Here is a 24,668-nt window from a genome sequence, read left to right on the forward strand (position 1 = left end):
TTTGATAGTTAATATTTAATAACTTAAGTCTTCACCATTTGTTTGAATCACTTTTTGATACCAATAGAATGAATCTTTAGGTGTACGGTCTAAAGTACCGTTACCTCGATTATCACGATCAACATAGATAAAGCCATAACGTTTCTTCATTTCTCCGCTACCTGCTGAAACAAGGTCAATACAACCCCAAGATGTATAGCCTAATAATTCAACACCGTCTTTAACGGCTTCAATCATTTGATCTAAATGTTCACTTAAATATTTAATTCGATATTCATCATGAATCTTACCGTCTTCAGTTACTTCATCTTTCGCACCAAGTCCATTTTCTACAATAAATAATGGTTTTTGGTAGCGATCATAAATTTGATTCATTGTAACGCGTAATCCTACTGGGTCAATTTGCCAACCCCAATCTGATGCTTCTAAGTAAGGGTTCTTTAATGATGCAAATGCGTTGCCGGCACCTTTTTGTTTATTAACTTCTTCATCTCCACTTTCTAATCTACTTGAATAGTACGAGAATGAAATAAAATCAACAGTATGTGCTTTTAATATTTCTGCATCGCCTTGTTCTTGTTGAATCTCTACACCTAATTCTTCAAACATGCGTTTACTATAACTTGGATATTCACCTCTTGATTGCACATCAATAAAGATATATTGTTCCCTATTTTTCTGAAGTGCTGCTAACATATCTTGTGGATGACAAGTATTCGGATAAACTTCTCCAGCGGCTAACATACAACCAATTTGGAAATCTGGATTAATTTCTTTACCGACTTTAGTAGCAAGACTTGAACCAACTAATAAATGATGTGCAGCTTGATATTTAATTTGTTCAGCATTAGCTTCATCTTCAATAATGAGCCCACCACCAATATAAGGTATGTGTAAAATCATGTTGATCTCGTTATGTGTTAACCAATATTTCACTTTATCTTTGTAACGTTCAAATACAACTCGACTGTAGTTTACGAAGAAATCAATCGTTTTTCTGTTATACCATCCACCGTATTCTTGAGCTAAATAAAGTGGTGTATCAAAATGATTTAATGTTACTAAAGGTTCAATGTCATAAGCTTTTAAAGTGTCGAACACTTTATCATAAAAAGCTAAGCCTTGTTCATTCGGTTCAGCTTCGTCACCTTTCGGGAAAATTCTTGGCCATGAAATTGACATTCTCAACACTTTATAGCCCATTTCTGCAAATAGTTTAATATCTTCTTCATAACGATGATAAAAATCAATCGATTCATGACTTGGATAGTAATCGAATGTTTCTTTTAAACCTTTTGCTGGATTGAATAATGGAATTTGTCTTTCTTCTCCTGCTGGTAGTACATCCACTAAACTTAATCCTTTACCATCTACATCATAGGCACCTTCACATTGATTGGCTGCTACTGCGCCACCCCATAAGAAATCTTTACTTAAACTCATTTCAAATCCTCCTCTATAAAATAACCGTTAATATATGTTTACCTGTTTCAATCGTTTTGTGATCTTCAAGAACGACATCTTTTGCTAAATTAGAATTTGTAACAACAACCGGAATAACTGTATCGTATCCTTCTTGCTTAATTGCTTCTCTATCGAATTCAATTAAAGGTTGTCCGACTTCAACTGTTTCTCCTTGTGATACAAGCGGTTTAAAATACTTGCCTTCTAATTTAACTGTATCAATACCAATATGAATCAATACTTCAGCACCGTTGTCTGATTTTAATCCAATTGCATGACCAGTCGGGAATAAACTTTCGACAACACCATTAAATGGTGCCACAACAACATTGCTATCCGGTTCAATCGCAATACCTTTACCCATTGCTAAAGATGAAAAGACTGGATCTTGAATCGTTGTTAAATCTACAACATTGCCTGATACTGGCGATTCTACTAATACATCATTTACGACTGATTCTTGTGCTGTTTCTCCAGCGTTAGCACCTTTATCAATTGTTGCTTCTTTCTTATCACTATGCGTTAAATAACCGACAATTAAACCAAGTACTAATGCGATACCTGTTGCGATTAATGACATCCAGAATGCCATATCTAATCCTGTGTCACCGATAAACATTGTATATCCGAAGATACCAAGTCCACCCATAAAGAACATTTTCGTACCTGCCCAGCCGATCATAGCACCAGTTATACCCGCTAAAATACAGCTATAAATAAATGGTTTCTTTCTAGGTAAAGTAATACCATAAATAGCTGGCTCTGTTACGCCAAAAATTCCTGACACAAATGCTGGAATAGTTAAAGATTTAAGTTGCTTATTCTTTGTTCTAAAGAATATACCTAACACAATACCTGTTTGTGCAAATGAAGCAGCAAATGTTAAAGGTATAATAATATCGAAGCCTGATGTTGAAACATTATTAATGGCTATGGCTACTAGTCCCCAATGTAAACCGAAGATAACAAGGACTTGCCAGAATGCGCCAACCAATAGTCCCGCAAATAATGGACTAAAGTTATATAAACCTAATGCGCCTGCACCAATTAAATTGGCTGCCCATGTAGAGATAGGTCCAATAATTAAGAATGTTAATGGCACAATAATGATTAATGTGAAGAATGGTACTAAGAACGTCTTCACGACATCTGGTATAACTTTCTTCAAGAATTTCTCTAATTTAGATGCGAAGAATACTGAGAACACAATTGGAATAACACTTTGTGTATAAGTCATTGATATGACTGGAATGCCTAAAAATGTTAAAGCACTTTCTGATTCAAAGAATGTCCCGCTAAAGAGCATTGTTGCATTTTCATTACCTAACGCCATTGCACTTACAAGCGTTGGATAAACAAGTGCTGCACCTAATGCCATACCAATAAACTGATTAGAGCCAAATTTTTTCGCTGCTGTTAAACCTAAGAATATTGGGAAGAAGTAGAATAATGCATCACCAATTGCATGCATAATTTGATATGTTCCCGACTTCTCTGTAAGCCAACCAACTGCTAAAAATAATGCTGCAAAACCTTTGATCATCCCCGCTGCAGCTAACACGCCTAAAATTGGTTGGAATATACCTGAAATCAAATCAATAAAGCGATTAAATAATGATCCGTTACTTGATGAACTACTACTAGAAGCACCATCACTAATATTCGCTTCTTTACGAACTGCATCGTACACATCTGGAACGTGATTACCAATTACAACTTGATATTGGCCACCTGATTCCATAACCGTCACAATACCTTCCTTATTCTTTAAATATTCTGTATCAGCTTTTCCCGTATCTTTCAGCTGAAATCTTAATCTTGTAATACAATGTGTTAAAGAATTGATATTTTCTTTGCCACCGACTTTCTCTACGATATCTTTTGCTAACGCTTCATACTTCATTTAAATCCCTCCATTTTCATAGAAAAAAACCCAGAATAATACATACGAATCCCAATGTTCGTTATGCATTACTCTGGGTTTTGCCTACTTAAAGTTACAATCCCAAACAGCAAATTCACTTGCCGTTTAAAGTAATTGTTTATTAATTTAAACTTATTATAACGCTTACATTTTATTTGTCAACGCTTTCATGAAGATTTTAATAAACGAGCGATATGTAAAATAAGATAAACCCTTTCGTCATTAGATAAATCGTGATTATAATTTCTTTTTAAAAAATCACCAATTTTATCGACACAACGATTGGATTCACTGTATTTTTTCTGTAACGATGACAATAATGATATATCCATCACTTCTTCTAAACTTTCAGAATTAATTAATCTCTGACTGAAGAATTTTAAATGTGTAATAAAACGCGCGTAGCTTAATTCTTCTTCAGAGATATCTAAATTAAAATGATATCTAACCAAATTTACAATACTCTGGGTGATTTTTGTAATTTCATAAACGTTTGAGATAGACTCGTTCATATTCGCATTGACAATATGCATCGCGATAAAGCCAGCTTCGTCTTTAGGCATATCAAGATTAAAATGTTTAGCTACTTTATCAATACCGAACAAACCAATTTTATATTCATCTGGATATAATCGCTTAATTTCATAAAGCAAAGGATTATTAATCACCGTACCTTCTTTATGACGTTTAATTGCATAATTAATATGATCCGTTAACGCTATATAAATGGATTCAGACAATGGTTCCTTATAAAGTTTATTCGCTTCAACAATAATTTCCTGAGAAATTAGTAATACATCATCATCTAATTCTTTAATTAAAGTAAGCATTCTTTCTTGTTCATCACTCGTCATTCTAAAAATCTTATCAATTTTATCTTTCTCAATAGCCTGGCCATTCTTCTTCCCAAAAGCAATACCAGCACCCATAACAATGCGCTCTTCCCCATTAATCTTAGAAATTACAACATTGTTATTTAAGATTTTCGTAATCTTCACGACATTCACCCTTCCAATAAATGTACTGACTTTTCAATTAATTATCATTATAGCAAGAATTAAAAATAATGAAATAATTTATATAGTTGTTTTAATTCAGTTCTTATATTTTTTTGTGAGTCGGAGGTTTATGGCAGTGGGAGTTGTAGGGCCTTCGTAGTGAACACTTTCATCCAAACTTGTTCATAACGGGGGTGTTAGGTACAAAAGTCAGCCGAAGTGTTACTATGGACCGCCTTAGTTACAAAACTCGGTCGAAGTGTTACTAACACACTCGTTATTTGCACCTTCAGCCCAAACTGCTAATAACGGTATCAGTATTTGCACTTCTAGCCAAACTTGCTCATAAAAAAACGGGACATACTCAATGTCCCGTTTCAACTCATTATTTTTACGCATGTGTTCTCTTAAATCTTAAAGTATATTCTTTAAAAGTAATGAAGCATTTATTTTTCTCGTCATATAATTTATATTTCAGAGATTCTAAACTTTCTTTAATTGTTATGGTTGTTGCGTGATGTAATGGTGGTGTCTTTTCATGTGCTTGTTCTAATTGATAGTTTGGAATTCTTGGACTTAAATGATGAACATGATGATACCCGATGTTCCCTGTCATCCATTGAAATACTTTTGGTAATTTATAATATGAACTGCCTTCTATAGCGGCTTTCACATAATCCCACTCTGATGATTCTTCGAAATATGAATCTTCAAATGTATGTTGAATATAAAATAACCAAATACCTAACATACCTGCAATAAATAACATTGGTAGAAATACAAGTACAAATGGAACTGCACCTACAATAAAGAAAATACCTACATAAAGAACTAGCAATATTATATTATGCAACCAAGTGTTACGTTTTTCTTTAGCTTTTGCATCTTTAGCATTCATTCTGTTTGAAATAAACATAAGGAATATTGGTCCTAATATAAACATCACAAACGGGTGTCTATACATTCTATATTTAAATTGAGTGAATTTTGAAGCTTCATGATATTCTTCAATAGTCATGACCCAAATATCACCAATACCACGTTTTTCTAAATTTCCGCTACTTGTATGATGAATAATATGCTCTCTTCTCCATTTTTCATATGGAAAGAATGTTAATAGCCCAGTTATATTTCCTAATAAATCATTGTTCTTTTTCTTACTCAAAAATGATCCGTGGCAACAATCGTGAAAAATAATAAATGTTCTAATAATGAAACCGGATGCCAATACACCACATAGGATCGATAATGACCAATGTAATTGATAACTTACCAAGCCACCAACAATAAGCGCAATTAATGGGATGATTGTGTTTATAATTTGAATTGTACTTTTCTTTAAATTGTTATTTTCAAATGGTTTAACCATTTTTCGAAGTAACTTTTTCTTTTCTTTTTCGATGATTTACACTTCCTTTTTATTCAATAAATATAAAAAAAGAAGCACTTGAATGAATCAAGTACTTCCATCTCTATTAATCATGATATAGCATATTTACAAGCTTTACAAACAAAAAATAAACCCAATAAAACAATTACTATACTACTAAAATTTATTTTATCATAATAACAAATTATAACTTGGTCATAACAGTTGATAATAATGACTTTTACAAAAAATTCATTTCTACTTTTTTGAAAGAAATATTATTTTGATGGTCATAATCCAGTTGATAAATGTCAGGCATTTTCATGTTTTTCCAATCTTCATATGTAAATGATCCAGTTAATTCATTAAATAATACTGCTAAAGCTGTACCATGACCTGTTATGATCAAATTACCTTCATATTGACTCAACACTTTTTGATAAGAAGGTACTATACGGTTTCTAACATCTTCAAGACTTTCTCCGTTTGGTAACCTATAATCTGTTTGACTCCATTGTCTCAAAGAAAATTCATCAAAATTTTCTACCCATTCACCTATTATTCGTTCTTTAAATGGCTCGATTTCTTTAATTTTAAGATTCAATAGCTCAGCAGTAGGTTTAATTGTATCAATCGTCCGTTTATAAGGACTTGATAATATATGTTGAATATTTTTATATTGAAAGAATTCCGACATCTGCATTGCATACTGTTTACCTAATTCAGTAAGAGGTGCTGATTCATCCTCTTTTATACGAGTATCCCTGATAGAATGCCTCACAAAATAAATTGTTCTATTCAAAATTTCACCTCATTCTCTCCGTAAACAAAAGACAAACCAAATTGTTATTCAATTTGATTTGTCTCTTGTTTAAGATATATCTTTTTATTTATTTTTTACAATTTCTTACCACATAATATTTTTAACTGTTTCATCGTTTAATGCTTTTACAATTTCAGCTACTAATTTTACTGCGTTTAAGTAGTCTTCTTTATGAAGGATTGATACGTTTGAATGCATATAACGTAATGGAACGCCGATTGAGATTGTTGGTGTACCTTCGTTTGCTACATGAATACTACCTGCATCTGTTCCGCCACCTGTTATATTATCCCATTGAACATCAATACCTTTATCTTTTGCTACGTTTTTGATGAATTTTCTAAATCCAACGTGACCGATATTCGTACCGTCCATTAACAATACAAGTGGTCCGTTACCTAATTTCGTTTCGTGATCTTGCCCTTTCATACCTGGTGTATCATAAGCAATACCGACATCCACTGCGATAGATAAATCTGGCTTAATTTTGTTTGCAGCAACTTTCGCACCACGTAAACCTACTTCTTCTTGTACAGTCGCACCTGAAACTAAGTTAATACCAAGCTCATCGTTTTTAAGTTCGTTTAATACATCAACACTTAACGCACAACCGAATCTGTTGTCGAATGCTTTTGCTGTTAAGTAGTTACCGTCACCTAAAGTTTCAAACTCAGAATAAGGCGTCACCATATTGCCGATTTCAATGCCTAGACCTTCAACCGCTTCTTTATTATCAACACCTATATCAATAAACATCTCTTTAACGTCGACAGGTTTTTTACGTTCTTCTGGACTTAACACGTGTGGAGGTTTAGAACCAATAATACCTCTGATTTCTTTACCTTCATCTGTTGTAATCGTTACTTTTTGTGAAAGCATAACTTGGTTCCACCATCCACCGATTGTTGTGAATTTAATGTAACCATCATCATCGATACGCGTAACCATAAATCCTATTTCATCTAAGTGACCCGCTATTAAAATTGTTTTAGAACCATTTTTAGCGTTCTTTTTCCCGAAAATACCACCTAGATTATCTTCAATAATTTCATCACTTACAGGTTCTAAGTATTCTTTCATTTTAGATTTAACATTATACTCAAATCCCGAAATACCATTAATATCTGTAAGTGTTTTTAATAATTTTACTGAATCTGCCACAAAAAATCCCCCTTAAAATTAATTAACACTTTTACTATATCATTCTATTTCCAAAATGTATCAAACAAAGGTTTAATTTAATTGATTTTTCAGTATTTTAAACAAATCATTTGAATGATCAATGACAATATCAAAATTTTCAAGAAGAGGATGCATGAATAATTCATATTGAATACGTCTTTCATCTTGAGATGCCTTTAAATATTCTATATCTATTCCTCTTACATGAACATCACGGTCAAATCTTCTTTTCAGCTCAGTTTCATTATCCGTATAAATGTAGATAGATAAATCAACCCATTGGGAATCTATAAATGTAGTAGTCATACCTTCTAAGATTGTTACTTTCTTTGTCGCATCTAAACGTTCAGATTGTTGCCATGGTGTTTCAATAGTCATGATATCTATACCATTATGTAAAGCACGTATATCGCGTTCTAGAATATCAACATTATGCGCTTCAGGCATACAAGCAGTTACTTTCGCTTCATGCTCTATTCCGTTATACATATATTTCGCCTTTGTATGTTTTCTTAAATTCGTATTTACTATATAAGTATCTGTGCTAATCATGTTGTAGTCTTTTGGATCTAGACATTTTATTAATTCCTGACAAAATGTACTTTTTCCTGAACCACCATGTCCACCAATTCTAATCATGATTTGATGGTTAGAACGCTTAATAAATTCCACGATTTCTTCAATCACAGCATTCATATTTTCATTACCTTTATTCATCATTTAACCCTTTGCCGTCCAATATATGATCAATATATTTTTCTACTCGACTAACGCGTGTTGCCGGACGCTTTGCTTGACTAATATAGTAAATATATTGGCGTTGTCTTCCTGGCGTCAAATTATAAAAAGCTTCTTTTAAGTTACTATTTTGATCTAGTTGTTCTTGTAGTTCAACTGGCATTTCATATTCTTCTGTTTTCTTTAATTCTACTTTAGCACCTGACTTTTCAAGCTCGATTGCTTCTTCAACATATGCTTTAATAATATCTCGTTGTTCTTTTATTTGATCTACATTGGTGAATCTCAATTGTCTTGCTGCTTGAACATTTTTCGTTTGTTGAATGAGTAATTTTTCAGGATCTTTAAGTAATGAACCTTTATGAAATAAAAGTGCACAATATTCTTTAAATCCATGTATCAATACAACATTTTTACCTTTCAATGTATAACATGGGTGCATCCATTTATAATCTTCTTCTAAATCACATTCATGTATAATTTCTCTTAATAGTTCAAATTCATCTTTCCACTTTTTTTCACGTTGCATAAAAGCTTCAACTTTAAGGTTTTTCTCCATTTTTTCACTCCTCAATATTATTACCTGAATGATTTTAATTTATTATATACTAAATGATTAAAAAAGAGCAGATATCCTTAAATCTAAGGAATTTCTGCTCTACTTTGTGCCTAATGTCTTAATTTTCGTCTACTTTTATCATACTTTTATTCGTATCATGATAAATTTCATCATTCATTTCTTGCATTTTACGTTCTACATTTGTTATTTCTATTGAACATTCTTTTAACTTTTCTTCATATTGTTCTGTAGATACATGGGAATTCTTATATCTTAATTTATGTTCTAAACTCGCCCACATATCCATTCCAATTGTTCGAATTTGAATTTCAACAGGTATTACTTGAACACTTTCTGCTAAAAATACAGGAATAGATACAACTAAATGTAAACTTTTATATCCATTCATTTTAGGATTTTCTATATAGTCTTTTCTTTTTAATAATTTTACGTCAGCTTGTCTAAGTAATAATTTTTCAATTGTATAGACATCTTCTAGATAATTACAAATAACTCTTATTCCCGCGATATCTTGAATATTCTCTTTTGCTGAGTTCGCATTTAAAGGAAATCCTTTTCGTCTTAATTTCTTAATGAGACTTGGAAATTCTTTAACACGCTTTTCCATATGATGAATTGGATTATGTTTATAAGCAACTTGGAATTCATCGTCCAATATTTTCAACTTTGTCCCGATTTCTTCTAATGCTGCAGCATATTGATGTTGTAGTTCTACAAAATTAAACAACTCTTCTAGCGCTTGTTCAGAAGACTGCGCATATTCAATTTCACCTAAATTACTCGTAAATTCCTTCTTTAATTCTGCTAAATTGATTGTTGGTTTTCTTTCTATATACATAGATATGCTCCCTTATATTTTTAAATAAAAAATATATATCATTTCAGCTAATTATATCATTTAAAAGTTTGCGATTAAAGAAAGTCGATATACGATATATTGTTCTTAAACAGATATAAGACAAAGAAAAACGTGCGAGACTCGTAAGCCTTGCACGTTATAAATAGAAATTCAATTATCAATACTATTTCAATTCTGGCCAGTATTCTTTATTTGCTTCAATGAGGTCATCTAATATATTTTTAGCTACTGATGCACTCGGAACTGTGCGAGATAACGTTAGTGCTTGCCATAGTTTTTGATAAGATTGTTCTTCATAAGCTTCAACTGTTAATTTCTCAACACCCACCTGTTGTTCCATTAAACTTTTTTGGAATCTTGGTATTTCACCAACTGATAAAGGTTCTGGTCCTTCGCTACCAACTAAACATGGAATTTCAACCATCGCTGTTGGTTCAAAGTTTGAAATGGCACCTTTATTCTCAACAATCATTAACATTCTTTCTTTCGTATTAAACGCTATGGCTCTTGCTAAGTCTACGATATAAGATGCATGTTCATCTATTGTTAATTCCGTTCCTTCAGCAGTACCTTGATCAATGATTTTTTGACATTCACTGAACACAAATTTTTCTCGTCCTGCCATCACTTCATTCGCTCTTGTATAGTCCTTATTTGAATGTTCCACAACGTAATCAGGGAAGAAGTAATATTTTAAATATGTGTTAGGTAACGTATCTTTATCAAGTGCTTGTACATCACGCGCTTTCTTGAACGTATCATTCCAACTTGCTTCCTGTTCAATATCGCTACCCGTGTCAGTCGAATACCCAAATTGTTCAACGTGTTTAATGATACTTGGCATTAAATCATTACCAGACTTATCTCTTATATCTGTCCACCAACCGAAGTGATTCAAACCATAATATTTAACGACCATTTCTTTTCTAGATTTCAGCCCAATATTTGTTGCCATTAGTTCTTCAATACCAATAGGCATATCGCAAATATTTAAAATTTTAGAATGAGGTCTTAATTTTCGAGTTGCTTCAGCTACAATTGCAGCAGGATTTGAATAATTTAACATCCAAGCATCTGGTGAATATTGTTCCATGTAATCTACAATTTCTAGTACGCCTGTAATAGAACGCATACCATAAGATATACCACCAGGTCCACATGTTTCTTGCCCAACGACACCGTGTTTCAACGGGATCTTCTCGTCTTGTTCTCTCATCGCATATTTACCAACACGTATGTGTGCCATAACGAAATCTACATTTTCAAAAGCTGTTTTAGGGTCCGTACTCGCCTGTAACTTAACACCAGGCGCTCTTTCAAGAAGTAATATTTCACAAGCTTCCGCAATGGTTTGTTGTCTATCACCATCATTGTCGTATAGTTTAATCGTATCAATCGGAAAATCTTCTAAATGATCCAGTAACATTAATATAATGCCTGGTGTAAATGTACTTCCGCCGCCTGCTATTGTTATGTTAAATTTCTTCATTATTTATGACCTCCATATTTTTATATCATCGTTTCAAATGAATCTCTTACTTGAGGTACACTAAGTCCTACAATTACTTGAACATTTGTACCACTTTTCGCTACACCATGTGCCATTTGATTATGTGTGAAATAGTCGTTATCTTTCACTAAACTTGGATCTTTAACCGTTACTCTTAATCGTGTCGCACAATTTGTAACGTCTTTAATATTGTCTTTACCACCTAATCCTTCTAAGAAATAAATAGCTTTCGTATCATATTCTGATGCATTGTCATCCATCTGTGTATCAGCACTTGCTTTCTTAGACTTATAATCTTGTTTCGTATAAAGCTTAGCATCGCCATCATCAGGTACACGTCCAGGTAATGGTACATTAAACTTCTCAATAATAAACTTAAATACAAAGAAGTAAATCACAACAAAGATGATACCAATGATAAATTGTGCAACGTAAGTCATACCGTGATTAGAGAATAATGGAATCCAGTTTATTGCCGCAATTTCTATCGCACCACCACCTTGAATACCTACTACTCCAAATAGGTACATAATTGTAACCATTGTTGCACCTAATAATGCATGAATTAAGAATAAGTAAGGTGCGATAAATAAGAATGTAAATTCTAATGGTTCTGTAATACCTGCGAAAATTGCTGTTAATCCTGCTGGTAATACTAATGCTAATACCTTTTTCTTGTTCTCTTTTGGTGTTGAAGCGTACATCGCTAACGCAATACCTAAACAACCAAATATTTTAATGTTACCTTGTAACAAGAATCCATATGGATAAAGTTCTTTAAGAGATTTAGCAGAATTAGAGAATTCTGTTAAGTGTTGAATCCAATAAGGTTTCAGTCCACCATTGACCGCTGCAGGTCCATATTCAAATGGTGTGTATATGAAATGATGTAATCCTGTAGGAATCAATATTCTTTCTAAGAAGTGGAATAGCCAAACTCCTACAAATCCTGATTTCAACATGACACCTTGTAATGAACCGATACCTGCTTGTACTGTTGGCCATACCGCACATACGACAAAAGCGATTGGGATCATAACAAAGAATCCAATGATAACAACGTATGGTAGACCTTGGAAAATTCCGACCATTTCAGGTAATTTCTTATCATAGAAACGATTATGTATCCAAATAACGATTGCTGATATGAAGATTGCACCAATGATACTTGTGTCTAATGTTGGAATACCAGCTATTTCTTTTACGCCCGTTAAATTTTCAACACCCTTTGATAAATCTACTCCGAACGTCTTTGGCCAAAGGGTTAAAATTGCATTAATAAAATTGTTAAATACTAAATAAATCATTAAAGCTGCTAGTGTTGCTCTACCTTGAGCTTTTTTAGCAAGTGAGATTGGAAGTCCAATCACAAACGCTAGTTCCATATGGTTGAATATTGTCCAACCACCCGCTTCAATTAAACTCCAAATTTTAAACCACATTGTGCCATCTTCAGCTATTGAACCCATAATATTTGGATTTTTAAATAATGTTGCAAATCCTACAACAATACCGAAAAATGCAAATAGTAATACCGGAACAATCATAGCACTACCAAATCGTTTAATTGCATTCATATTTTAACCCCTTTTCCTCATCAATTTATCTCCACAATATAGGAAGCGCTTACATTTGCCAATAGGTTTGACGTAAATAGAAATCACATAGTAAACTTAGATTATATTTTCATAACATGAAAATTTTTTCACTTCGAATGGAGGATTATAATGATTTTGGATAAACTGATTAATGAACATTATCAACAACTTAATGACAATGATATACATATCATACAAATGATTAATCAAAATATTCACTTGATTCATCGATTAAAAATACAAGAAATAGCCGATATATCACACACTTCAATTTCTTCTATTCACCGACTCGCTCGTAAACTTGGCTTTGATGGTTATAGTGATTTTAAAGCATACATTAAATTAAATAGACAAACATCTAATCCATCGACAGATATCATTGAAAGTTTAGAGCAAGATTTACAACAAACTATGAAACATTTAAAAATGATCGACTATGACTATATAAGTGAACAAATCAATCAAGCGCCTTACATCTACATATATGGTACAGGTGTCGCACAACTAAACGTCGCCCGTGATGCTCAACGACACTTTCTTTCTATCAATAAAAGAGTAATGGTTATTAACGACGAGAATGAACTTAAAATCGCTATGAATCAAATGAATAAAGACGATTTAATTTTCATCATTTCATTATCAGGCGAAACATCACACTTAAGAGAGAACGTCGAGATTATGCATACACGAAATATTAGTTATATTTCTATTACAACATTGAAAGATAACTATTTAGCTCAGAATGCAAGCTACAATATATACGTTAATAGTTCACCGATAGAACTATTTAACCAAACTTCTTATTCTAGCTTCTTACCGTATCACATTGCTTTTGAAGTCATCGTACGTAAATTCAGTGAATGGAAACTTGCTCATTAGGGTATAATTATCATATAAACGATTAAAAGTTTTATAGGAGGTTACATCATGAATAAAGTATTCATAACTGGAGAAATTCCAACAGAAGGATTAGAAATGTTACAAGAACATTTTGAAGTAGAAGTCTTTGAAGGGGATCAATTAATTACGAAACATACTTTACTTCAAAAAGTAACAGATGTAGATGCGATTATTAGTCCACTGTCTACAAATATCGATAAAGAAATTATTGATCAAGCACCAAACTTAAAAATCATTGCAAATTATGGTGCTGGTTTCAATAACATTGACGTTAAATATGCTAGAGAAAAAGGGATTGATGTTACAAATACACCGAAAGCTTCAACAAATGCTACAGCAGATTTAACGATTGGTATATTACTTGCCGTATCTAGAAGAATTGCTGAAGGCGACCAGCTTTGTAGAACAACAGGATTCAACGGTTGGGCACCATTATTCTTTAGAGGTAGGGAAGTCTCCGGTAAGACTATCGGCATAGTTGGACTTGGTGAAATAGGTTCTGCTGTTGCTAGACGTGCCAAAGGTTTCGACATGAACATCCTATATACCGGACCACATAGAAAGCCAGAACAAGAAGCTTCATTAGGGGCTACTTATGTCAGTCTTGATGAGATGTTAGAGCAAGCAGATTTCATTACAATTAATGCTGCCTATTCTGATGATTTACATCATTTATTCAATAAAGAAATTTTTGAAAAAATGAAAGATACTGCATATATTATTAACGCATCTCGCGGACCTATTGTAGATGAACAAGCTTTGGTTGAAGCTTTACAATCTAAAACAATCGAAGGTGCTGCATTAGATGTATTTGAATTCGAACCAGAAATTACAGATGCACTTAAAACAATGGACAATGTCGTGATAACACCGCACATCGGAAATGCTACATTTGAAGCACGTGATGAAATGGCAAGAATCGTCGCAAATAATACGATTAAGAGACTACAAGGTGATACACCAGACTATATTGTGAATAAATAATAAAATAAATCCTCGCACTCATTTTAAGAGTTCGAGGATTTTCTTTTATTTAACAAGTTTTCTTTATCGATGATCGTTCTTAATTTATAAATACTTTCTTTAATATCATGTTCATCAATATATGAATAAGAAAATCTTAAACTATGCTTTTCTTTTTCTGAATATATCTCCCCTGGATGAATGAGCAACCCTTCCTCTAAAGCAAGTTTGAATAACCTTTTTAAATCAATACTTTCATTAAATCTGAACCAAATATAGAAAGATCCTTCTACTTTAGACCATCTACCAATATCTGAGAAAGATTCTGTTAAAGCATCTTCCATCATATCTTTGCGCCTTTTTAAATTGCGTTTAATTTCTCCAATATGCGTTTCATGGTAATGTGCCAACCATTTAGTAGCTATAAATTGAGAAATCGAACTTGCACCATAGTCATTTTGCATTTTTAAGTCTGCTAAATGATTAATGACTCGTTCGTTACCAATTAACCAGCCTATTCTGAGACCCGGACTAACTGTTTTAGATAGACTTCCTAAATACAGCACATTATGACTTGTATCAAGCTCTTTCATAGATTTAGGAATCGGACCTTCAAACCACAGCTCACTATAAATATCATCTTCCACAACAGGAATACCCTTCGCTTTACATTGTTCAAGAATTTGCTCCTTCTCTTTCAATGTATATGTGTGTGATGTAGGATTATGCAAAGTAGGATTACAATAAAATATGCTATTACTGTAATCTTCATCTTCTTTAAAAATCGCATGAATATTATTCCTTATATAATCAATTGATAAAGGTATCATTTTGGAATGGATTTTGTGCCAAGTTCTAATTGAATTAATATAAGAAGGTGTTTCAACGATAATTTTAGATTTGGGGATTAATAATCCATCAGCTATCAACTTCAAACCTTGTAATGCACCAGAAGTGATACAAATTTCTTCTACACTACACTCAATACCTCTTTTTTTAACAAGTTCTTTAACTTGTTGTCTCAACTGAATATTCCCTTTAGGTGCTTCATAATTTGAAGTCAATTGACGACTTAAATCTTTAGAAATAATTTCATGAAATGCATCATTAGGTATTAATTTTGGCGAAAGTTCACCCGTCCCTAATCTCACCATGTCAGGTATAAATTCGCATCTATTAATTTCTCTAATATAATATTGGTTGTTCTGGTTAACACTATTACCTATATAATCTTGCCAATTTAAATTATTACTCACATACTCATTCCATTTAATTTTCGAAACATATATCCCTTTTCTTTCCTTACTTTCAAGCACGCCATAACTTTTCAAAATATCAATAACATGTACAATTGTTGATCTATTTACACCATACTTTTGTGTTAAGGCTCTTTGCGAAGGTATTTTCATACCAACTTCTAATTGACCATTATTAATATCTCTTAACATATCATCTATAATTTTTTGGTAGATAGGTTTTTCCATCTATGTAACTCCAATCTGGTTGGGCATAAATTTAATACTGGATGATTTCATTGTAGCTTATTTCTTTTATACTATACAAAAAGGAGGTTCAATCAAATGTTTCAAGCAGTCATCCACGGTCTTTTATTAGCACTCGGTTTAATTTTACCATTAGGTGCTCAAAATATATTTGTTTTTAATCAAGGTGCAAATCATAAAAGCTTAAATAAAGCTTTACCCGTTGTTATTACAGCTGGTCTATGTGACACATTACTCATATTACTTGCAGTGTTTGGCGTATCACTCATCTTAAATCACTATCCATCATTGCAATTAATCATATATATCGTCGGATTAATTTTTCTATTGTATATGGCTTGGACGTTATGGAACGAGAAATCATCAAGCAATGGTTCAGACTTAGCAATATCAGCTAAAAAACAAATCAGCTTTGCACTATCTGTTTCATTACTGAATCCACATGCCATTATGGATACAATCGGTGTTATCGGTACAAGTGCATCACTATATTCAGGGTATGAAAAAGTCGGATTTACAGTTGCAACAATCTTTATCTCTTGGTTCTGGTTCTTCGGTCTCGCTATAGCCGGTAAGCAAGTCGGTATATTTGATAAATCAGGTAAATTTATCATTATATTGAATAGAGTATCAAGTATCATCATCTTATTCGTCGCAGCACTCATTATTAAAAATATAATCAATATGTAGAATGAGGTAAAAATGTTTTGGTTGGGATTTAAGTTGGATTTTGGGGCGCTAACGATCTTGTTTTCGACTCTTGACCGTTAGAAGCAAGTGCACATCTCTCATCTCAATATTTTAAATTACAAAAAGCTAGGACGATTGATTATTCACGTCCTAGCTTCTTACTTATATTGTATTTTATTAACTATGCTTTGCCGTTGGATTGGCATTTATAAATAATTGATTCGACAGTTTGTTCGATTGCTTTTTTACTTGGGTTCAAGATTTGCTGTGGATTAAATAAACTCGTATCATTAGTTAATACTTCTCTAAGTTCATTACTCCACGCAATATTAATTTCGGTATTAAAATTAATTTTTGCGTGACCTAATTTTATGGCTTTTACTAAATCTTCGTCTGATATACCTGATGCACCATGTAATACTAAAGGTATATCAATCGTTTCTTGAATTTCTTTCATTTCTTCAAATCCTAAATTAGGTTCACCTTTATATTTACCGTGTACTGACCCGAGTGCTGGTGCCAATGTGTCTATATGTGATTTTTGTGCTAAGTTTATACAATCATCTAACTTCGCATATTGTACATTTCCTATGACACCGTCTTCGTTTCCACCAATTGCTCCAACTTCACCTTCTACAATCACATTATTTTTATGTGCATAATCTACTACTTTTTTGGTAAGTTCTATATTTTCTTCAATTGGTAATTTAGACCCATCAAACATAACTGAATCATAACCAGCATCTACTGCTTTCTTACATCCTTCAACAGTTAAACCGTGATCTAGATGTATAATTACTGGTACTGTTATATTCATTGACTCTATTTTATTTCTGATTGTTTTACAGATAAAATCATACCCACCTAAAAAGTCTATAATTTTATCTGTCGTTCCTAAAATAATGGGGGAACGTGTTTTCTCAGCAACTTTTAAAATACATTCAATCCATATTAATCCGTTAACATTAATTTGTGGGATAGCATAATGTTCTTTCTTTGCTTTGTGTATAAATGTATTCATTCTCTAACGTTCCACCTTCCTTTTTTAAAGTGTCTTTGATTGTTTATTTACTAATGACTTAGGTTCATTCGAAAGTAGCGACTCTTTACATTTCACAGCAATTTCTTGAGCTTTATAGCCGTCATCTATTGAGCAAATTACATCAGTGTCATTTAAGATAGCTTCAATAAAGCCATCCATTTCTACTTTATAAGCGTCACTATAACGTTCTAAGAAGAAATATGGCGGATTGTCTTTAGATATTCCTTCAGCTCGATAATAATTTAATGTTGTCGTTTGTTCATTACCTACATCAATTGCACCTTTATCACCCAATACTTCAACTCGTTGATCATATCCATATACACTTCTTCTACAGTTTTCAATCATGGCCATTGAGCCATTTTCAAATTTAAGGGTTACAAGTGCTGTATCGATATCATCATATTGAGCAATGTCTGGATTTACCAGCGCTCCACCAGTTGCATACACTTCTGTTATTTCAGATTGCATTAAATATCTTGCCATATCAAAGTCATGAATCATCATATCCATGAAAAGTCCACCTGAACGTTTAATATATTCTACTGGTGGTGGCTCTGGGTCTCTTGAAGTAATCCTTAAAGTTTGAATATTACCGAGTTCACCTTTATTTAAAATATTCCTCAATTCTTTGAAGTTTTTATCAAAGCGTCTATTAAAGCCCATTTGCAGTTTCACATTTGCTTCTTTTACCGCTTCTAATGCAATTTTCGCTTCATCAATAGATAAACTAATCGGTTTCTCGCAGAAGATATGCTTTCCTTTTGCACAAGCTTCTTTAATGATATCTACATGCGTATCGGTAGGTGAACATATTACTACTACATCTACCTCAGGATCATTAATAATATCCATATGGTCCTTAGTTTTATTTTCTATTCCTGCTTTTTTAATCCAATCTTCCATCTTGTCGCAATATAAGTCTGAAATCCACTTAATCTTTACATCTTTATGTGTTCTTAAATAGTTTATATGTAATTGGCCAATTCTACCTGCTCCAATTACGCCAAATGTTAGTGTCATATCTTTCTTCCTCCTATGCTAATCCAAGTGGTGAGAATAATACGTAAGTGCCTATAACTACAAGTACGATAATACCACCTACTAAATATCTATGTTTCCAAGGTGTGATATCTACTTTTGCGTAATTTACACTGAAATCAAACTCATCAGATGGTTTCCATTTATTGAATAACATCACTATAAGTAAATCTACAAAGAAAAGTACACTTAATACATATAAGAAATGTATTTCTGTAATTAATACTTTTGAAAGCGCATACAATAGAATGTGTAAAATAAACATCACTTTAGCACCAAGCTGTGATGTACGTTTTACAAAAAATCCTACAAGTACAAGTACTAAAAGTGGCATATTATAAATACCATTAAACTCTTGTACAACTGCATATAAACCTTGTGGGAACAATGAAATCATTGGTGCAATTATTACAACAATTACACCTACTAGTACTGTAACCAACCTTCCAATTCTTGATACTTGTTTATTGCTTGCTTCTTTATTGATAATTGATTTATAAAAGTCCAGTGAGAACAATGTTGCTGTACTATTTAACGATCCAACAAATGAACTTAGAATAGCACCAAAAATAACTGCTCCAAATAAACCATATGCCCATTCTGGTAATACTTCATTAACAAGCATTGGATAAGCATTATCAGGATTTGTAACTTTATCTCCTAACATATTGAATGCCAACACACCTGGAAATACTAAGAATAAAGCACCAAAAATTTTAAATGTACCAACATACATAGCACCTTTTTGTGCTTCTTTTAAATTTTTACCAGCAAGTGCTTTTTGAACAATCATTTGGTTAGTACACCAGAAGAATAAATTATTGAAGAACATACCAAAGAATAACGTTGGCCATGGTACTATTTTAGAATCAATTGCACCTAGTGAATTAAGCTTTTCTGGCGTGTTCTGAACGACTTTATCAAATCCATGTAAGAAGCTTCCATCTCCGAAAATAATGAGACCTAATGTGGGTATAGCAAGTCCACCTACAATTAAACCGACACCATAGATAGAATCACTATGTGCACTTAAAGATAACCCGCCTATGAACAAATATATAATTCCTACAAGACCTATGACTGTTGATATTAAAATAACTGCAGTCATATCACTTATATTTAACATTTCACTTACGTTGAAAATTTTATTAAATACAAGTGCACCAGAATATAATACAACTGGTAAGAATGAAACTACATAAGTAAATATGAATAATAAAGATACGAGTCGTTTCGTGAATGTGTCAAATCTCATTTCAATAAAATCTGATATTGTATCAACACCATACCTAAAATATCTAGGTAAAAAGACAAGTGCTAATATAACAATAGCTACTGATGAAGTTACTTCCCATGCCATAACTTCCATACCTGCAACGAAACTTTGACCATTTTGACCAACTATTTGTTCAGTAGATAAATTGGTCATGATAATTGTAGAAGCAATTGTAAAACCAGTTAAACTTCTACCACCCATAAAGAAACCATCGGAATTTTGAGTATCGATTTTTCTACTCCGTAAGTAAGCATATACACCTACACATATAACAACTAAAATAAATGAAATTGCTGCAAACATACTCATGATAATTCTCTCCCTTTAGGAGCCCTTAACTCCTATACCATTTTGTTTTAAATTTTATTGATATTGTGCAATATACTCTTTTGCTTTTTTAGCATATATAAATGGATTTGCAATCGCTGGATCTTGTTCAGCTTCAACTACAATCCATCCACTGTAATCAGATTTATAAATTAAATCTAAGATAGGTTTAAAATCTATTACACCGTCTCCAGGTACTGTGAACATACCTTTTTTCACACCATCCAAGAAGCAACTACATTCTTTATCTACTGCTTCTTTTACATCTTGTCTAACATCTTTAAAGTGAATATGTTTTATCCTATCTTCATATCTTTTAAATATGTCAATCGGGTCTTCGCCTGAAAGGACAAGGTGTCCTGTATCAAATAAGAGAGAAACATTATCTTTGTTTGTTCTTTCCATTAACTCGTCTATTTCTTTTGTCGTTTGTACACCTGTACCCATGTGATGGTGGTATACGATTTCCATATCTTTTTCGTGTGCTAATTGCCCTAATTTCTCTAAACCATCTACTAATAATTGCCATTCTTGTTCTGTAAATATAGGTTTTTCTTTAAATAATGCTTTCGTTAAATCCCCTTGAATACTATTGCCTTGTTCTGAAACAACAATAACTTTTGCGCCTAATTCATATAAAAAATCTCTATGTTTTATAAACGCTTCTTCTGTTACTTCATATGGTTCCGAAGTTAAATATAAACTCAACCATGCACTTGCGACAGATAATCCTCTTGGTTCCAAATATGATTTCAAGACTTCAGGATCTTTCGGGTACTTGTTACCTATTTCTGTACCTTCATACCCAGAGAGTGCCATTTCACTAATACATTGTTCAAATGAATTTTCACGCCCTAGTTCTGGCAAATCATCATTTGTCCAAGCTATCGGTGCACATGCGTATCGAATATTTTTAGTCATTTACTTCACCTCATAACGTAATGATTGTTTTCTTCTCATACGATTCTTGCATTGCAATTGCAACTTCTGTACTTTTTAATCCATCAATACCTGTTATTGATGAAGGAACATTATTATTGATAGATTCTATAAATGCATTAATTTCATTAATAAATGCTAATTTAAAGCGTTCAGGAAAATGACCTGAAGTTGGTCTAACGACACCGTTTTTGTCATAAACTGTAACTAAGTTTTTCTCAGGTGCATTTCCGATTCTTATCATACCTTCAGTTCCTATAATTTCTGTTTCAACATGATATCCATGTTGAGCATTTCTTCCAGCTAATAAGTATGCGATTGTGCCATCTTCTAATTCTGCCAGACATGCACCTGTTTCCAATTCTTCACATTCGGTTAATTCAGGTGCTGCTATGTTATTACCTAGTGAATAAACAGTTTTAAATTCTGAACCTGTAAACCAACGTACAAGATCAATATCATGAATCGACATATCTAAAAATATGCCACCACTTGCACTGTTCTTCGCAAATTGTATAAAGCTGTCTAACCCTGCACTAGGATCAATTCCATAACATCTCATTGCTGTAATTTTGCCTAGTTCACCATTCTGAACAACGTCTTTAGCAAATTGATAAGAATCATCAAATCTACGCATAAAACCTAACTGAAATACTTTATCTGAGTGACTATTTATTTTTTCAACAACTTGTTTAATATTGTCTAACTCAAGTCCAATAGGTTTTTCTGAAAAGACATGTAAACCTTTTTCTAATGCTTGTGAAATTTGAACTGCATGAAATCCACTCGGTGAAACAATTACAACTGCATCAAGCTCGTCGTTTTCTATCATCTCTGAATAGGATGTATAACAATTTTTTACTCCTAATTCTTCTTTAGCATATGCTAATTCTTGCTCAACAACACTTGCAACAGCGAATAATTCTGCACCCTTTACATGGTTAACAATGTTTTCTGCATGCACTTTTCCTAATCTACCTAAACCAACTTGACCAATTTTTATTTTTGCCATGTTATGAATCTCCTCTTTAATATTGTTTTGCTTTCTTCAAAGCTTGAACCTTTTCTTGATAGAATGTATTTATATCTGGTTTTTCACTATGTTCGGATACACCAACATTCCAGAATGATTCATATCCATCAGTCATCGTTTTAGGTAAAGTCTTTATTTCTATTAATGTTGATTTTGTTTCTTTTTTAGCATCTTTAATTGCATCTTCTAACGCTTGAAGACTATTAACTTTGTAAGAAACTGCACCATATCCTTCTGCAATTTTCTTATAATCTACATTCATGACTTCACCGTTATAATCATTAAATTCAGTACAGAAACTTTCACTACCATTACCCATCTGTAAATTATTGATACAACCAAATCCACTGTTATCAAATAATACAATGTTGATTTTATAGTTATATTGCAATGCTGTTAGCAATTCAGTGTGCAACATTAAGAAACTTCCATCACCAACTAATGCATATACTTCTTTTTCGGGGTTTGCTATTTTCGCACCAAGTGCAGCTGCAATTTCGTAACCCATCGTAGAATAACCATATTCCATATTGTAAGTATTAAATATGTCGGTCTCCCACAATCTTTCTAAGTCTCCTGGCAATGAACCCGCTGCAGCTACAATAATCGCATCATCATCAATTGTTTCATTAACTTTAATCACTGCATTTGTCTGAGGTAATTCCGTTTCTAATGCTTCAATATATTGATTAAGTTTTTCTTTACTAAAATGACCTGATATTTCAGCTTCAAAATCATTTTTATTAATATCTACATGAGATAATCTTTCTCTTTCTTCAGACCATCGATTCTTTAAATTTTTCACTTCATCTAATGTATTAAATTGACATTCACTTAATGCTTTATCCAATAAACTAATTGATATTTTTGCGTCTCCAACTACTTGTATCGCATCTAATTTATAAGCATCAACTCTATTAACATTAATGTTTATAAATTTCACATTATCAAAGTTAGCTACTGTCTTTGAGCTTGTTGTAAAGTCTGAATACCTTGTTCCAATACCAATAATGACATCAGCTTCTTTTGCATATAAATTGGCTGCTAAATTTCCTGTAACGCCAAGACCACCAAGATTCAGTGGATGAGAGGCTTCTATTGTCGATTTACCTGCTTGAGTTTCTGCAATAGGAATATTCTTTTTTTCTATAAATGATTTTATAGAATCTTGAGCTTCCGAATACTTAGCACCACCACCAACAATTAATAGTGGTTTTTTAGCTGTCTTCAATAGTTCGACTGCTACATCTATTGATCTGTTCGAAGGTTGTTGTCTATCAACATAATGTACACGCTTTTCAAAAAATGATTCTGGGAAATCATATGACTCTCCTTGAACATCTTGACTCAATGCTAATGTCACAGGACCCGCTGTTTGAGGATTTGTCATGACCTCAAATGCACGAATTAAGGCTGACATGATTTGCTCGGGTCTTGTTATGCGATCAAAATATCTCGAAATTGGTTTTAACGCATCATTTGTAGTAATACCAATACTTTGAGGATTTTCAATCTGTTGTAATACTGGATCTGGTTGACGAGTCGCAAATGTATCTCCTGGTAGTAATAATACTGGTATATGATTTGCTGCCGCTGTACCTGCAGCCGTTACAAGGTTAGCAGCACCTGGACCGACAGATGTTGTCACTGCAAATACTTTTTTTCGTAAACTTTGTTTACTAAAGCCAATCGCTGTATGCGCCATACCTTGTTCATTTTTACCTTGTATTATTTTTAATTCATTCTGATAATTTGATAGACCTTCTCCTAAACCAAGCACATTACCATGACCAAAAATATTCATGACACCTTCAACAAATCTTGTCTCTTTTCCATCAATAGAAATATATTGTTTAGTCAAAAATCTAACAATTGCTTCTCCAGTTGTTAACTTCACTGTATTAACCATG

Annotated in this window: 21 protein-coding genes; 3 read left to right on the top strand and 18 right to left on the bottom strand. The window is 32.8% G+C overall.

Annotation, left to right across the window (positions count from 1 at the left end; translation table 11 throughout):
• Positions 1-15: 15 nt before the first annotated feature.
• The 11 genes from MHH94_RS12565 to MHH94_RS12615 all read right to left on the bottom strand — a co-directional run bounded on the left by MHH94_RS12565 (position 16) and on the right by MHH94_RS12615 (position 13,024).
• Positions 16-1,443, bottom strand: a complete 1,428-nt coding sequence (locus MHH94_RS12565) for a 6-phospho-beta-glucosidase (protein WP_126476526.1) — start codon at positions 1,441-1,443, stop codon at positions 16-18.
• A gap of 13 nt (positions 1,444-1,456) precedes the next feature.
• On the bottom strand, positions 1,457-3,367 hold the full coding sequence (locus MHH94_RS12570) for a beta-glucoside-specific PTS transporter subunit IIABC (protein ID WP_058591785.1): 1,911 nt from the start codon (positions 3,365-3,367) through the stop codon (positions 1,457-1,459).
• 188 nt (positions 3,368-3,555) lie between these two features.
• A complete protein-coding gene (licT, locus tag MHH94_RS12575; protein WP_142391169.1) occupies positions 3,556-4,386 on the bottom strand; it encodes a BglG family transcription antiterminator LicT in 831 nt (276 codons plus the stop codon).
• Between the two features lie 391 nt (positions 4,387-4,777).
• Entirely contained in the window at positions 4,778-5,755 is a 978-nt protein-coding gene (locus MHH94_RS12580) for a fatty acid desaturase (RefSeq protein ID WP_153653649.1), read from the bottom strand.
• Between the two features lie 241 nt (positions 5,756-5,996).
• The gene (locus MHH94_RS12585) at positions 5,997-6,557 is read right to left on the bottom strand and encodes a histidine phosphatase family protein (RefSeq protein WP_325888878.1); all 561 of its coding nucleotides are present in this window, start codon (positions 6,555-6,557) and stop codon (positions 5,997-5,999) included.
• Between the two features lie 105 nt (positions 6,558-6,662).
• Entirely contained in the window at positions 6,663-7,739 is a 1,077-nt protein-coding gene (locus tag MHH94_RS12590) for a M42 family metallopeptidase (RefSeq protein WP_058591783.1), read from the bottom strand.
• Positions 7,740-7,811: 72 nt separating this feature from the next.
• Positions 7,812-8,477 carry a uridine kinase family protein gene (locus tag MHH94_RS12595; RefSeq protein ID WP_232182417.1) on the bottom strand — a complete coding sequence of 222 codons (666 nt, stop codon included), beginning with the start codon at positions 8,475-8,477 and terminating at the stop codon, positions 7,812-7,814.
• Complete coding sequence (locus MHH94_RS12600) at positions 8,470-9,057, bottom strand: YdeI/OmpD-associated family protein (RefSeq protein ID WP_048541632.1); 588 nt, start codon at positions 9,055-9,057, stop codon at positions 8,470-8,472. The genes MHH94_RS12595 and MHH94_RS12600 overlap by 8 nt, the downstream gene beginning before the upstream one ends.
• 118 nt (positions 9,058-9,175) lie before the next feature.
• Positions 9,176-9,916, bottom strand: coding sequence for a GTP pyrophosphokinase (locus MHH94_RS12605; RefSeq protein ID WP_058591781.1), 741 nt, complete (start codon positions 9,914-9,916; stop codon positions 9,176-9,178).
• 184 nt (positions 9,917-10,100) lie between these two features.
• On the bottom strand, positions 10,101-11,426 hold the full coding sequence (locus MHH94_RS12610; RefSeq protein WP_325888880.1) for a 6-phospho-alpha-glucosidase: 1,326 nt from the start codon (positions 11,424-11,426) through the stop codon (positions 10,101-10,103).
• A 20-nt stretch (positions 11,427-11,446) separates the two neighbouring features.
• Entirely contained in the window at positions 11,447-13,024 is a 1,578-nt protein-coding gene (locus MHH94_RS12615; RefSeq protein WP_107616917.1) for an alpha-glucoside-specific PTS transporter subunit IIBC, read from the bottom strand.
• Positions 13,025-13,174: 150 nt separating this feature from the next.
• Here MHH94_RS12615 and MHH94_RS12620 point away from each other — a divergent pair, with 150 nt between their 5' ends.
• Together MHH94_RS12620 and MHH94_RS12625 are read left to right on the top strand one after the other, a co-directional pair.
• Positions 13,175-13,924 carry a MurR/RpiR family transcriptional regulator gene (locus MHH94_RS12620; RefSeq protein WP_048541622.1) on the top strand — a complete coding sequence of 250 codons (750 nt, stop codon included), beginning with the start codon at positions 13,175-13,177 and terminating at the stop codon, positions 13,922-13,924.
• Positions 13,925-13,972: 48 nt separating this feature from the next.
• Positions 13,973-14,929 carry a 2-hydroxyacid dehydrogenase family protein gene (locus MHH94_RS12625; RefSeq protein ID WP_058591779.1) on the top strand — a complete coding sequence of 319 codons (957 nt, stop codon included), beginning with the start codon at positions 13,973-13,975 and terminating at the stop codon, positions 14,927-14,929.
• Positions 14,930-14,952: 23 nt separating this feature from the next.
• Here the strand turns inward: MHH94_RS12625 and MHH94_RS12630 are convergent, their stop codons facing one another.
• Positions 14,953-16,392, bottom strand: a complete 1,440-nt coding sequence (locus tag MHH94_RS12630; RefSeq protein WP_340841338.1) for an aminotransferase-like domain-containing protein — start codon at positions 16,390-16,392, stop codon at positions 14,953-14,955.
• Positions 16,393-16,488: 96 nt separating this feature from the next.
• On the opposite strand from MHH94_RS12630, the gene MHH94_RS12635 reads away from it, so the two are divergent.
• Positions 16,489-17,100, top strand: a complete 612-nt coding sequence (locus tag MHH94_RS12635) for a LysE/ArgO family amino acid transporter (RefSeq protein ID WP_078355063.1) — start codon at positions 16,489-16,491, stop codon at positions 17,098-17,100.
• 181 nt (positions 17,101-17,281) lie between these two features.
• Here MHH94_RS12635 and fba read toward each other — a convergent pair whose 3' ends face one another.
• From fba to iolD, 6 genes are read right to left on the bottom strand one after another with little or no spacing between them, the layout of a single operon-like run.
• Positions 17,282-18,121, bottom strand: a complete 840-nt coding sequence (fba, locus tag MHH94_RS12640) for a class II fructose-1,6-bisphosphate aldolase (protein WP_107609034.1) — start codon at positions 18,119-18,121, stop codon at positions 17,282-17,284.
• A 24-nt stretch (positions 18,122-18,145) separates the two neighbouring features.
• The gene (iolG, locus tag MHH94_RS12645; RefSeq protein ID WP_107609035.1) at positions 18,146-19,165 is read right to left on the bottom strand and encodes an inositol 2-dehydrogenase; all 1,020 of its coding nucleotides are present in this window, start codon (positions 19,163-19,165) and stop codon (positions 18,146-18,148) included.
• Positions 19,166-19,178: 13 nt separating this feature from the next.
• Complete coding sequence (locus MHH94_RS12650; protein ID WP_048541613.1) at positions 19,179-20,768, bottom strand: solute:sodium symporter family transporter; 1,590 nt, start codon at positions 20,766-20,768, stop codon at positions 19,179-19,181.
• Between the two features lie 54 nt (positions 20,769-20,822).
• Complete coding sequence (gene iolE / locus MHH94_RS12655; RefSeq protein ID WP_106417256.1) at positions 20,823-21,707, bottom strand: myo-inosose-2 dehydratase; 885 nt, start codon at positions 21,705-21,707, stop codon at positions 20,823-20,825.
• 10 nt (positions 21,708-21,717) lie between these two features.
• Positions 21,718-22,737, bottom strand: coding sequence for a Gfo/Idh/MocA family oxidoreductase (locus MHH94_RS12660; protein ID WP_058591773.1), 1,020 nt, complete (start codon positions 22,735-22,737; stop codon positions 21,718-21,720).
• A gap of 16 nt (positions 22,738-22,753) precedes the next feature.
• Positions 22,754-24,667 (bottom strand): 3D-(3,5/4)-trihydroxycyclohexane-1,2-dione acylhydrolase (decyclizing), encoded by a 1,914-nt coding sequence (gene iolD, locus MHH94_RS12665; RefSeq protein ID WP_325888883.1) that lies wholly within the window; start codon positions 24,665-24,667, stop codon positions 22,754-22,756.
• Between the last annotated feature and the right edge of the window lies 1 nt (position 24,668).

This window comes from Mammaliicoccus sp. FSL K6-3158 (genome assembly GCF_038005105.1).
In the GTDB taxonomy this organism is placed as follows: domain Bacteria; phylum Bacillota; class Bacilli; order Staphylococcales; family Staphylococcaceae; genus Mammaliicoccus; species Mammaliicoccus sciuri.

What these genes read in the sequence shown, in the direction of transcription:
- iolD (WP_325888883.1), bottom strand. Translation starts at nt 24,667, where the DNA reads ATGGTTAATACAGTGAAGTTAACAACTGGAGAAGCAATTGTTAGATTT.
- MHH94_RS12605 (WP_058591781.1), bottom strand. Translation starts at nt 9,916, where the DNA reads ATGTATATAGAAAGAAAACCAACAATCAATTTAGCAGAATTAAAGAAG.
- iolG (WP_107609035.1), bottom strand. Translation starts at nt 19,165, where the DNA reads ATGACACTAACATTTGGCGTAATTGGAGCAGGTAGAATTGGCCAATTA.
- MHH94_RS12615 (WP_107616917.1), bottom strand. Translation starts at nt 13,024, where the DNA reads ATGAATGCAATTAAACGATTTGGTAGTGCTATGATTGTTCCGGTATTA.
- MHH94_RS12660 (WP_058591773.1), bottom strand. Translation starts at nt 22,737, where the DNA reads ATGGCAAAAATAAAAATTGGTCAAGTTGGTTTAGGTAGATTAGGAAAA.
- fba (WP_107609034.1), bottom strand. Translation starts at nt 18,121, where the DNA reads ATGAATACATTTATACACAAAGCAAAGAAAGAACATTATGCTATCCCA.
- MHH94_RS12595 (WP_232182417.1), bottom strand. Translation starts at nt 8,477, where the DNA reads ATGAATAAAGGTAATGAAAATATGAATGCTGTGATTGAAGAAATCGTG.
- MHH94_RS12600 (WP_048541632.1), bottom strand. Translation starts at nt 9,057, where the DNA reads ATGGAGAAAAACCTTAAAGTTGAAGCTTTTATGCAACGTGAAAAAAAG.
- MHH94_RS12650 (WP_048541613.1), bottom strand. Translation starts at nt 20,768, where the DNA reads ATGAGTATGTTTGCAGCAATTTCATTTATTTTAGTTGTTATATGTGTA.
- MHH94_RS12610 (WP_325888880.1), bottom strand. Translation starts at nt 11,426, where the DNA reads ATGAAGAAATTTAACATAACAATAGCAGGCGGCGGAAGTACATTTACA.
- MHH94_RS12570 (WP_058591785.1), bottom strand. Translation starts at nt 3,367, where the DNA reads ATGAAGTATGAAGCGTTAGCAAAAGATATCGTAGAGAAAGTCGGTGGC.
- iolE (WP_106417256.1), bottom strand. Translation starts at nt 21,707, where the DNA reads ATGACTAAAAATATTCGATACGCATGTGCACCGATAGCTTGGACAAAT.
- MHH94_RS12635 (WP_078355063.1), top strand. Translation starts at nt 16,489, where the DNA reads ATGTTTCAAGCAGTCATCCACGGTCTTTTATTAGCACTCGGTTTAATT.
- MHH94_RS12565 (WP_126476526.1), bottom strand. Translation starts at nt 1,443, where the DNA reads ATGAGTTTAAGTAAAGATTTCTTATGGGGTGGCGCAGTAGCAGCCAAT.
- MHH94_RS12580 (WP_153653649.1), bottom strand. Translation starts at nt 5,755, where the DNA reads ATGGTTAAACCATTTGAAAATAACAATTTAAAGAAAAGTACAATTCAA.
- MHH94_RS12625 (WP_058591779.1), top strand. Translation starts at nt 13,973, where the DNA reads ATGAATAAAGTATTCATAACTGGAGAAATTCCAACAGAAGGATTAGAA.
- MHH94_RS12620 (WP_048541622.1), top strand. Translation starts at nt 13,175, where the DNA reads ATGATTTTGGATAAACTGATTAATGAACATTATCAACAACTTAATGAC.
- MHH94_RS12630 (WP_340841338.1), bottom strand. Translation starts at nt 16,392, where the DNA reads ATGGAAAAACCTATCTACCAAAAAATTATAGATGATATGTTAAGAGAT.